The sequence below is a fragment of the Altericroceibacterium xinjiangense genome (assembly GCF_003958635.1).
GTDB classification, from domain to species: domain Bacteria; phylum Pseudomonadota; class Alphaproteobacteria; order Sphingomonadales; family Sphingomonadaceae; genus Altericroceibacterium_A; species Altericroceibacterium_A xinjiangense.
Window position 1 is genome coordinate 1 of the sequence record NZ_RSEK01000027.1, and the last position, 9,892, is coordinate 9,892.

6 protein-coding genes, 1 tRNA gene and 3 pseudogenes are annotated in these 9,892 nt (G+C 60.0%); 5 read left to right on the forward strand and 5 right to left on the reverse strand.

Going from position 1 to position 9,892, the window contains the following annotated elements:
- Positions 1 to 295 precede the first annotated feature (295 nt).
- Positions 296 to 751 (reverse strand): annotated as a pseudogene (locus ELY13_RS15430) (PAS domain S-box protein); the annotation flags it as partial.
- Positions 752 to 1,855: 1,104 nt separating this feature from the next.
- Between ELY13_RS15430 and ELY13_RS13965 the strand changes: the two are divergent.
- Positions 1,856 to 3,469: a methyl-accepting chemotaxis protein gene (locus tag ELY13_RS13965; RefSeq protein WP_241233728.1), complete on the forward strand. Its 1,614-nt coding sequence runs from the start codon at positions 1,856 to 1,858 to the stop codon at positions 3,467 to 3,469.
- A gap of 257 nt (positions 3,470 to 3,726) precedes the next feature.
- Positions 3,727 to 3,954, forward strand: a pseudogene (locus ELY13_RS13970) (transposase); the annotation flags it as partial.
- A gap of 58 nt (positions 3,955 to 4,012) precedes the next feature.
- Here ELY13_RS13970 and ELY13_RS13975 read toward each other — a convergent pair.
- Positions 4,013 to 4,903, reverse strand: a pseudogene (locus tag ELY13_RS13975) (IS1182 family transposase); the annotation flags it as partial.
- A gap of 656 nt (positions 4,904 to 5,559) precedes the next feature.
- A complete protein-coding gene (locus ELY13_RS13980) occupies positions 5,560 to 5,958 on the reverse strand; it encodes a hypothetical protein (protein WP_126174524.1) in 399 nt (132 codons plus the stop codon).
- A gap of 135 nt (positions 5,959 to 6,093) precedes the next feature.
- On the opposite strand from ELY13_RS13980, the gene ELY13_RS13985 reads away from it, so the two are divergent.
- The 3 genes from ELY13_RS13985 (at position 6,094) to ELY13_RS13995 (ending at position 8,184) form a co-directional block, all read left to right on the forward strand.
- Positions 6,094 to 6,170, forward strand: a tRNA-Arg gene (locus ELY13_RS13985).
- Between the two features lie 286 nt (positions 6,171 to 6,456).
- Positions 6,457 to 6,678, forward strand: coding sequence for a hypothetical protein (locus ELY13_RS13990; RefSeq protein WP_126174525.1), 222 nt, complete (start codon positions 6,457 to 6,459; stop codon positions 6,676 to 6,678).
- Positions 6,679 to 6,753: 75 nt separating this feature from the next.
- Positions 6,754 to 8,184 carry an IS1182 family transposase gene (locus tag ELY13_RS13995; RefSeq protein WP_126174526.1) on the forward strand — a complete coding sequence of 477 codons (1,431 nt, stop codon included), beginning with the start codon at positions 6,754 to 6,756 and terminating at the stop codon, positions 8,182 to 8,184.
- A 92-nt stretch (positions 8,185 to 8,276) separates the two neighbouring features.
- On the opposite strand, the gene ELY13_RS14000 is transcribed toward ELY13_RS13995, so the two are convergent.
- Positions 8,277 to 8,828: a hypothetical protein gene (locus ELY13_RS14000; RefSeq protein ID WP_126174527.1), complete on the reverse strand. Its 552-nt coding sequence runs from the start codon at positions 8,826 to 8,828 to the stop codon at positions 8,277 to 8,279.
- Between the two features lie 584 nt (positions 8,829 to 9,412).
- A complete protein-coding gene (locus ELY13_RS14005; RefSeq protein ID WP_126174528.1) occupies positions 9,413 to 9,703 on the reverse strand; it encodes a hypothetical protein in 291 nt (96 codons plus the stop codon).
- Positions 9,704 to 9,892: the final 189 nt, after the last annotated feature.

Consider the following 9,892-nt stretch of genomic DNA (forward strand, 5'->3'; position numbering starts at 1 on the left):
CTGATCGAACATGCAGACGCCATGCGGCATATGGGCCAGGGTGCTTTTATGGAGCTGCAGCTCCTTTCGAAGCCGCTCAACCTCCAGCCGCAGTTCGGCGGCCTCCGCGCTGTCGCTCACGTCCCACTCCCCATGTTTTTTGTCAGGAAGATGACAGAAAACCGCACCTCCACAAATGCTGTTGGCGGAAAAGGATGAGGGCATCCTTTCCCGGGGTGCTGTCAGTCGGATGCAGCCTGCTCTCCGTCAGACGGAATCCTCCTGCACCGTGGCAAACTTCATCCCAGCAGCGATTGCCGAAGGGGCTCCACCAGAACCCCACCGTCTCATGTGAAATGTCGATCCACCGCTCGAACAGGAGGTTCTCCACATTCCTCAAAGAAAGCGGGAAACGCACATACATCATCACCTTGCATTCCGAAATGTCACGCATCACCAGAATTGTCTCGAGGATCGAACCCGCGCCTTCCATCCGGGCGACTGTCTCTGTCCATTTAAGCGAGCCATCCCCGCAGACTGTCCTCTCTTGAGTGACAACCTGACTTTGGCCACCTGAGATCAACCGGCCAATCGCGTCTTCGACAATGTGCCGATCATCCGCATAAATCGTATGCAGCCCGTCTGTACCGATGAGCTCCTGGGGATCCCATCCGAAGACGACAGACGCCGAAGGGGATACATAGCTGATCTTTCCGTTGACGACCCGACAGATCACGTCGCCGCTTTGTTCGACCACCCTGCGAAACATCATCTCATCATCATCGTGGCGCGGTACGGCAGTTCGCCCAAGTAGGCGGCGAAGTGCGGAACGAAATGCCACTCTCAAACTCGGGTTTTCTGACAATTCTACTACCAATCGTTACATGAACCGCCCCGCCCCGGGTTCCCCGGAGGTCGGCAAGCGCAATGACGGAACCCGCCGAAGATACCTGCGCATCCTCGACCCCTGCGTCTCAACGGCAACGTTGAGGTCACCGCCGCCGCTAAGCCCCATTCAGCACGCCGTGACGGCTGATCAGCATGCTATTGCTTGCGGCAATTACTAGCTGAGGTTTTGGACGGGAGCGCCTGCGTAATCGCACCTATCAGCCTCGCAGGGAGCGTCGAGGATACGGTGGTAGGTGCGTCATGAGGGACGTGCAGCCGCTGTTTCTGTGAGCAGTTGGTAAGCGGTCAGCCGCCTGCGACCATTGCGGTTCGGGAATAGCTGGTCTGCCGGTGCTTGCGACGGGAGAGGCCACGCGGACTTTGCGGCCGTGCAAAGCGGAGCGGCAGCTCCGTGCGATTTGTCGCCGTTCGATGGGTATGAACTAGGGATCAACAACGGTCCCAGTTCAGGTCCGTGCCGAGGGTCCGCAAGCGGCTGGCTGTGGACACTTGCGCAAACCTCCAACTCAGCAATTGTTTTGAATACGCAGCAATGGGTTCCGGGCGCATTCCTATAATGAGCATTGGCGAGGTGCTGTTGCCGTCGCTGCATGTCGCACATGCACATGGCGGATGTCCGGTTGGCGAACGGCAATGCATAGACGAGAAGGTCTTGAGAAGCAGCAGGTGACCCCCAGCAGGCATCCGGGATCGCTCGTGCATTTCGGGCTGCTAGCGCTTGCGCCACTGGCCCTGATTTTCCCGACGGGGAGTTCGATGTTGGTCATTCCGCTCGTTCCAGCGACAGCAGAGGCATCAGCGGTCTGGGCCAGCCGGGCCGGTGCGCGGCTAATCGGGCCGGGCCCCACGGCAGGTTCGATCCTGATCGACGCCACCGCAGGGCAGATGCTGCTCCCGTCTCTCAAACATGGCGCTTTGCTCGTCCGTTCCGGGGCGACGGGTTGCGGCGTCCCGGTGGAGGATTGAAATGAACGCACTCACTCTGGACTCCCTGCGGCTCACTGGCGTCCGCGTGCTCGCCGCCATGACTGCGTTGCTCGCGCTGATTACGCTGGTTGGCGCCTTCGCGCTTGAACCGAATGGCGCGAGCGTCGCGGCTTTGCTTACGGTGGGCCTTGCCATTTATCCCGGGCTTGCTGCCATCGCGGGGCGCACGGATTCGACGGCGCGCCTGTCGGCTGCTGCCAGCGTGGTTACCATGCCCGCGCTGCTGCTGTTCGTCTTTGAAGGAGCAGCGTGGCAGACCGATCTCCACATGGTGTTTTTCGCCGCTCTGGCGGCGGTGGTGATCCTGTGCGACTGGCGCGCGATCGCTTTGGGAACAGCCGTCGTCGCGGTTCATCACCTGCTGGTAGGAATGGCGATGCCCAACTGGGTCTTTCCCAATGGCGGATCGCTTGGACGCATTCTTCTCCACGCCGTCATCCTGCTTGCCGAGGCTGCGACCCTGGCATGGATAGCCCGCAACATCGTTTCTCTCATTGCGGCTATCGAACTGGCGGAGCAAGAGCGCCGCGCCACGCAGGCCGTGATCGATACCGAACGCGCTCGCCAGACGGAGGAGCTTACGGAGGTCATCGACAATCTTGCCAGCGGGCTAACCCGTCTGGCATCGGGCAATCTCACGCGCGACATCGAAGCGGAGTTTCCGCCCGTCTACGCACCCCTCCGCACCAACTTCAACGCGGCGGTTGCGTCTCTGCGCGAACTGATCCGCGCGCTGAGCGAGCGAGCGGTGACGATCGACAGCGGGTCACGCGAAATTGCACAAGCGTCCGAGGATCTGGCGCGGCGCACGGAGGCAAATGCCGCCAGCCTTGAACAGAGTTCCGCCGCAATCGACTCGATGGCGGAAAGGCTGAACAGCGGTGCCGCTGCTGCTCAGCGCAACGTTCAGCAGGCCGATCACACGCTTAATGTCGTGGCCAGCGGCCGCAGGACTGCGGATGATGCCATGCAGGCGATGACGAGCGTAGCTGAAAACGCAAAGGGCATCGACGACGTGATCGAAGGACTGGACAAGATTGCCTTCCAGACTCGCGTTCTGGCGATGAACGCGGCAGTTGAAGCTGGTCGTGCGGGTGAGGCTGGCCGTGGTTTTGCGGTCGTTGCCGATCTCGTCTCCGCTCTCGCCATGCGTGCGGAGGAAGAGGCAGGCCGCGCCCGTGAGCAACTGACGGCTACGCAAACCGACATCACCATTGCTGTCGGAATGGTTCGCAAAGTGGACAATGCGCTAGCCGAGATCGTCAACGATGTAACAGAGGTGAACGCACTTTTGCGGACGATGGCTGATGATAACCAGGCGCAGGCTACAACTGTAGGCGAGATTAGCACCGCGATCGGGACCATGGACCAAGCTACGCAGCAGAATGCCGCGATGGTCGAGGAAACCTCAGCAGCAGCACGGAACCTGAGTAGCGAAGTTGCCGAGCTTACGGAACACGCTCGGCGTTTTGTAATTGATGATGCGTCTGTACCTGCTGCCGCATATGCGGCCGGGCGAACCCCGGGAGCTCGGGCCAGTATTGGCTCTGTAACCCTCAAGACGCCCGGTCGGATCACGGCAGCCGGTTTGTGAGGGGCGCGTCGAGAGTACCCCAAGAACACCATCTGCTTCTGCTGCTGGTCTCAGGGACGCTCTATGCTGGGAGAAGGGACTACACCTGCTTGGTGCCGGCTTCCTGTGGAACGCGTCCGCAACGCGGTGTACCGACGCCATTCGAAGCTGTTCATTGCCTCCCAGTTGTTGGTTCAAGGGTCAAGAGCCGGATCCGAAAGTTGTTGAGCAATACCAACCTGTTGTGATTCACGCCTCTTTGCGAAGAGAGGGAGTGTATGGTGGCATGGATTGGTATTGCCCGGCGTGAGCATAGCCAGGAGGGATTGCGGTATCCATCGGATACGACAGACGCGGAGTGGGCGATACCGGCGCCCTTTGTCCCTCCTGCAAGACAAGGCGGTCGACCTGGGACCACGGATATGCGGGAGGTGATCAACGCGATGCTCTATATTGCCGCGAGCGGGTGCGCATGGCGGCTTCTGCCCAAGTGCTTTCCCCCGGTCTAAACGGTGCGGCGCTACTTTGATGCCTGACGCGATGCCGGTTTGTTCCCGGCGATCAACGATCCGCAAGCACCGTCAGGTCCTGCGCCCCGGTGGCCTCGCGAGCCTTGCGTGCCATATTCGCTAACTGGGAGCGATCGTGACCAACGTTGATCACCTCGTGCGCTACGATGATGTGGCTTTCAGCATCGACTGCCGCCTGAAGGTTGTAGCCCACAAGCCCGGTGCCTTTGCCTGCACTTGCCATCGCCCGTGCATCCGGATCGGTCAGTGAGATCTGCCGGTCAGGCGCGTCCGCCACCGCGCGTTCCATCTCCTGGAGCTCGCGCATCTGGCGGCGTAGCGCCTCGAGCCGTTCGCCAAGTCGCGTGGTGCGCACCTGCGCTACCTCGTCCTCCTGCCGGTCAGCGGTGTCGAGCAGGCCCAGATAACGCTCGATGCTCGCCTCGATCTGCTCCATCCGCCGCCGGATCGCACCAGGCGTGAAGTTCCTGTCGCGCGTGTTCACCGCCTTGAACCGGCTGCCGTCCACCGCCACCGTCCCGCCAGCGATCAGCCCCAGCTCCCGGCACAGCACCACGAACTGATGGCATGTGGCGCGGATCGCCTCGCCATTGTCGCGGCGGAAATCCGCGATCGTCTTGAAGTCGGGCACCAAGCGGCCCGTCAGCCACATCAATTCCAGATTGCGTCCGGCCTCGCGTTCAAGCCGGCGGCTCGACTGCACCTGGTTGAGATAGCCATAAAGGTAAAGCTTGAGCATCGTCGCCGGATGATAGCCCGGCCGCCCTGTCGCTGCTGCATCGCCAAAGCCAAGCGCGGCCAGGTCCAGTTCGTCCACGAACACGTCGATCACCCGAACCTGGCTGTCCTCGGCAACGTAATCGTCAATGCAGTCCGGCATAAGCTGCACTTCGCGCCGATCGCAACCCTCGATGAAACGACCCATCTCACGCCTCCCGAAGCAGGCCTGAGCCATAGCAGATCACCGCGTTTTCACACAGCCTCGGTGGAAAGCGGACGCTCAGTTACAACGGCCACGTTGCTCCATCGCGGAAGAGCCCTAAAGCTAACCTGCCCCAGCCGAGGGATGGGCATCCGGGGAAGAATTGGGATTCGCATGAGAGAAAAGCACCTTGTAGTCTTGCTACTGCTTTCCTTGTCGCTGCTTGTGGCAGGTTCCGGCTACTTAATGGGAGGCCCCTCCTACTTTTCGGCCCTTCTGTCTTTTGACAATCCTACAGCTTCATTGATCAGCATCGGAATTATTATATCTCCCGTCATGTATGTTTGGATTTCGAATCGCCGCAGCAGATAGTTCGTAGCCGGAACTTGCGCGGCAATGACGAGGAATAATTGAACGTCTGCAACGGGTCGAAAACGGCCCCTACTCCACCGGGTCGCCATGCATGAACATACCGCTGTAGGCCATGAGGATAAACAGCAGCACCGAAAGCAGTAAGACGATCAGGATCGCACGGGCACCCACGAGCCCAAGCTGCACCACAACTCGGATGTCCGCAACAGGTCGCGTTCAGCCCTTCACGACGAAGATCGCGAAAGGGTGGGGTTCAGACCTTCAGGCGAAAGGGTGGAACGCGGACGTTAGCTCTGGAAGCCGACATAGGCGATTAGCCCCTCAGTCGTCAGCGGAAGTTGCCCTTGTTCCTCGGAGCGGCTGAGCACTGCCTTTCCTCTCTCAGCCTTTGATCTACGGGCGTCCAGCACTGCCGTGGCGCAAGCGCAAAGCCAGCCCAGCACAATTTTGGGTCCATGTGGCACATGCTCTTGCCTGACGACGATCACACTGTTGTTGCTGTCCATGCCGAGCGTGAGGCGGGCGCCAGTAGCTGTGAACGCAAACCCCTCATGGTTCTCGACCCACCAAGGTTCTAACCAGCGGCAAGCCTCACCGAGACTTCGGAAGACCGACACATCACCGGGCGTGGTTTCGTCGGCGGACTCGTTCACCAGAATAATGTCAGCCCGCCAATCCTCTGCCATGCATCAGTGGTGCCAGCGCCGTCGTACTTCCGCAAAGGATTGCTGCCAGACCTTCCTGCCGAATGTCGTAACTGAGGTGTTATCGAACATTCGTGAGCCTCGCATTCGGAGGGCAAACGCGTTAGGATTTCCTTACCGCTCCTAGCTCAGTTGGATAGAGCATCAGGCTTCGAACCTGAGGGTCGGGGGTTCGAGTCCCTCGGAGCGGGCCAGTTACGCGACGGGGCTATAGCGGGTCCTTAATCGGTCGGACTCAACGCTCAGGTGAATGTCGCAAGGGGGTGGAAAGGCGACATTGACCCTGAACCCGCGGGCAGCTTAACTCCGGCTATGCGAGGGGACATCATAGCTGTGGGCGGACTGCTCCTTTTGGCTGGATGTTCTGATGCGTGTAGCAATACGCCCGTATCCAGCCTCCAAGCTCCTGACGGCCTGCACACTGCCGTGATGTTTCGAAGAGACTGCGGTGCGACCAGTGGTTTCTCGACCCAAGTGTCAGTGCTGACGCCGAACGAGAAGCCCTCAGGTAGCGGGAACGCCTTCGTTGCTGACGACGATCATGGCGCTGCAACTGTGGGTGACTGGGGCGGTCCGTGGGCTGAAATCAGGTGGCTCACCGGCGATCATCTGTTGGTGCGCTACGCGGCAGACTCGCGCATCTTCGAGCAGGAGGAGCAGGTTTCAGGCGTAAAGATCAGCTACGAGCAAGCGGACCGTTAAATCTCCGCTCTGGGTGGAGGCTGTGTGAAAACGCGGTAATATGCTATGGTTCAGGCCTGTTTTGGGAGGCCTGTGATGGGGCGTTTCATCGAGGGTTGCGATCGGCGGGAGGTTCAGCTTCTCCCGGACTGCGTTGACGATTACGTTGCCGAGGACAGCCAGGTTCGGGTGATCGACGTGTTCGTCGACGAGCTGGATTTGTCGGCGCTAGGCTTCGGGGATGCGGCGGTGACAGGCCGTCCGGGCTATCATCCGGCGACGATGCTCAAGCTCTACCTCTATGGCTATTTCAACCAGGTGCAGTCGAGCCGCCGGCTTGAACGCGAGGCCGGACGCAATCTGGAGCTGATGTGGCTGACAGGCAAGCTGGCGCCCGACTTCAAGACAATCGCCGACTTCCGCCGCGACAATGGCGAGGCGATCCGGGCGAGTTGCCACCAGTTCGTGGTGTTGTGCCGCGAGTTGGGGCTGATCGCGGGCGGCACGGTGGCGGTGGACGGCAGCCGGTTCAAGGCGGTGAACACGCGCGACAGGAACTTCACGCCCGGTGCGATCAGGCGGCGGATGGAGCAGATCGAGGCGAGCATCGAGCGTTATCTGGGCCTGCTCGACACCGCGGACCGGCAGGAGGACGAGGTAGCGCAGGTGCGCACCACGCGACTTGGCGAACGGCTCGAGGCGCTACGCCGCCAGATGCGCGAGCTCCAGGAGATGGAGCGGGTGGTGAAAGACGCACCCGACCGGCAGATCTCGCTGACCGACCCGGATGCACGGGCGATGGCGAGTTCCGGGAAGGGAACGGGGCTGGTCGGCTACAACCTTCAGGCGGCGGTTGATGCCGGCAGTCACATCATCGTGGCGCACGAGGTGACAAATGTCGACCATGACCGCTCACAGCTGGCGAACATGGGCCGCAAGGCACGCGAGGCGATCGGATCGAACGAGCTGACCGTGCTCGCCGATCGCGGCTACTTCTCAGGCGTCGAGGTGCTGGCCTGCGAGGAAGAAGGCATTACCGCGATCTGTCCCAAGCCGCTTACCTCCGGGGCCAAGGCCGACGGACGGTTCGGCAAGCAGGACTTCCGCTACGAGCAGGCCGCAGACAGCTATCGCTGCCCTGCGGGTGAGACGCTCCCCCGCCGCTTTACCACGGTCGAACAGGGCCTGCGGCTCCATGCCTACTGGTCCAGTCATTGCGGCGCTTGCACAATCAAGCAGCAATGCACGACCGGCAAGGAACGGCGGATCAAGCGGTGGGAGCATGAACACGTGATCGAGACCATGCAGGCAAGGCTCGAGCGCATGCCCGACGCCATGCGCGTCCGACGACGAACCGTCGAGCACGTGTTCGGCACGATCAAGGACTGGATGGGAAGAAGCCACTTCAAGACCCGGACCCTTGAGAAGGTCGGCACCGAAATGAGCCTCCACGTCCTCGCCTACAACATGAAGCGCGCCATCAACATGCTCGGCGCCCCGAAGATGATCGCCGCAATGCAAGGATGAGCCGAAGGAGCCAAACTCTCGCCCAGTTACCTCAAACCTGAAAATGCGTTTTCACACAGCCTCGGTGGAAAGCGGACGTTGGAGCTGGAATCTCAGTCGACTGTTCGCCGCCCTGTCAGTGAGGCAACGACCCGCACAATCAAGCTCAGGAGCAGTAGGGCAAGAGACACTGTGAGCAGCCCGGAAAAGAACATGCCGCTGCTCGGACATTCACTTATTCTTGTTATTTGAAAGCCGGTGTGTGGGAAGGGAAGTTGGTCGCAGTACGTGTCGATCCACCCATACAAATCGTTCGCAGCCACCACCAAAAACGTGGCAAACGCCAGGGTCAGGAGGACATTGGCACTGGAAAAGTTATGGACCGGGTTCTTGCCGAGAAAGCCCGCCAGCACCCAATGAATGCCGAGCGAGACAGCCAAAAGGAGTGCAGTCTCGCCGGCCCGCTGTTGAACCCCATCAATGATGGCTCGCTGAAAACCTGCATCCTGTGGCGCGACTTGCGCAGCAACGATCTCGGCTGACATGTAGAGCCACAGGAAGATGGCAATCACGGGAGCCAATGAAATCGCGAAGCCCAGCAGGGCCGATTTCCATGGACGCTGCCTCACGATCCCGATCCCGGCACCATTGCTGACACGGGCCATCGCGTGATCATACCCGATCTTACCGCTGCTCCGAATTTCCGCAACGGGTCGCTGTCAGACCTTCGCGATCAATGTCGCAAACGGGTGGAAAACGGACATTCATCCGGCTAGGCATTCGGCATGAGGCTCGTGATAGCTCTAGTGGTTTTGACTTCAGCGTGCGCTACAGTTCCTTCCGCTAGTGAAGAAGACCGGACGGTGCCTTTCGAGTGCGACAACACTGTCGTGATCGGTAGAGTCGTCAACGGCGATTACCAGCACGTCGAAAATGAGAACGACATCATAGGTCATGGATGGATCTCAGCGACACTCAACGTGCGACAAGTCGTAAGGGGATCGCCCCTTCCATCCAGATTGCCAGTTCGATACTTCGCTCATACATACATGCGGGATGATCGAGACTTCATGTTCGTCCTCGATCAGACGGAAGCAGGTTACGAGATCGTAACTGGGCAACTGATGTCCGTTCGGCCTGTTCTTGCGCGCTCCTGCGAATGAACGCCTCCGCCTGAATGTCCGCGTCGGGTCGCGTTCAGACCTTCGCGATGAATCTCGCAAACGGGTGGAAAGGCGGACGCTGCCTTTCACTTTTCCAATCGTACTGACGACAGCACGGCAGGCCCACATAAATGCTCATCGCAGATGCCGTCGCGACCGCATCCTTGTGCTTCGAGCCTACCACGAACGCTGATCCGTTTCCCTTCGAAGGCACGCAGGCGAAGAACTTCTGTTTGCGCTGCCAAGAGGCCGATGCACTCGTGGCGATTGGGAGAAAAGAGGTTCACGCCACCGTGCCACGAGCCGATCACACCGTGAACTTGCACTTCCTGCCCATTCAGCACTTCTGCGTCCGCGACCACACGCTTCACGGGCACTGTAGAAGCGGAGTTCGTCACGCATGCCGCCACTCCAGCGAGCAGCGCGAGTGCTGCTATTCTCCGAAGGTTGGCGCACATGCACTGGTGGATAGCTTACTTTGGAATGTCCTGTGTGGATGGCTCCCGCGTTGCAAGGGTTGATTTGATGTTTGACATTGGTCGGGTGCAGTCTTGTGTTCGGCCTGT

Coding starts and splice junctions, on each gene's coding strand:
- ELY13_RS14000 (WP_126174527.1), bottom strand. CDS start 8,828: ATGGCCCGTGTCAGCAATGGTGCCGGGATCGGGATCGTGAGGCAGCGT.
- ELY13_RS13980 (WP_126174524.1), bottom strand. CDS start 5,958: ATGGCAGAGGATTGGCGGGCTGACATTATTCTGGTGAACGAGTCCGCC.
- ELY13_RS13995 (WP_126174526.1), top strand. CDS start 6,754: ATGGGGCGTTTCATCGAGGGTTGCGATCGGCGGGAGGTTCAGCTTCTC.
- ELY13_RS13965 (WP_241233728.1), top strand. CDS start 1,856: ATGAACGCACTCACTCTGGACTCCCTGCGGCTCACTGGCGTCCGCGTG.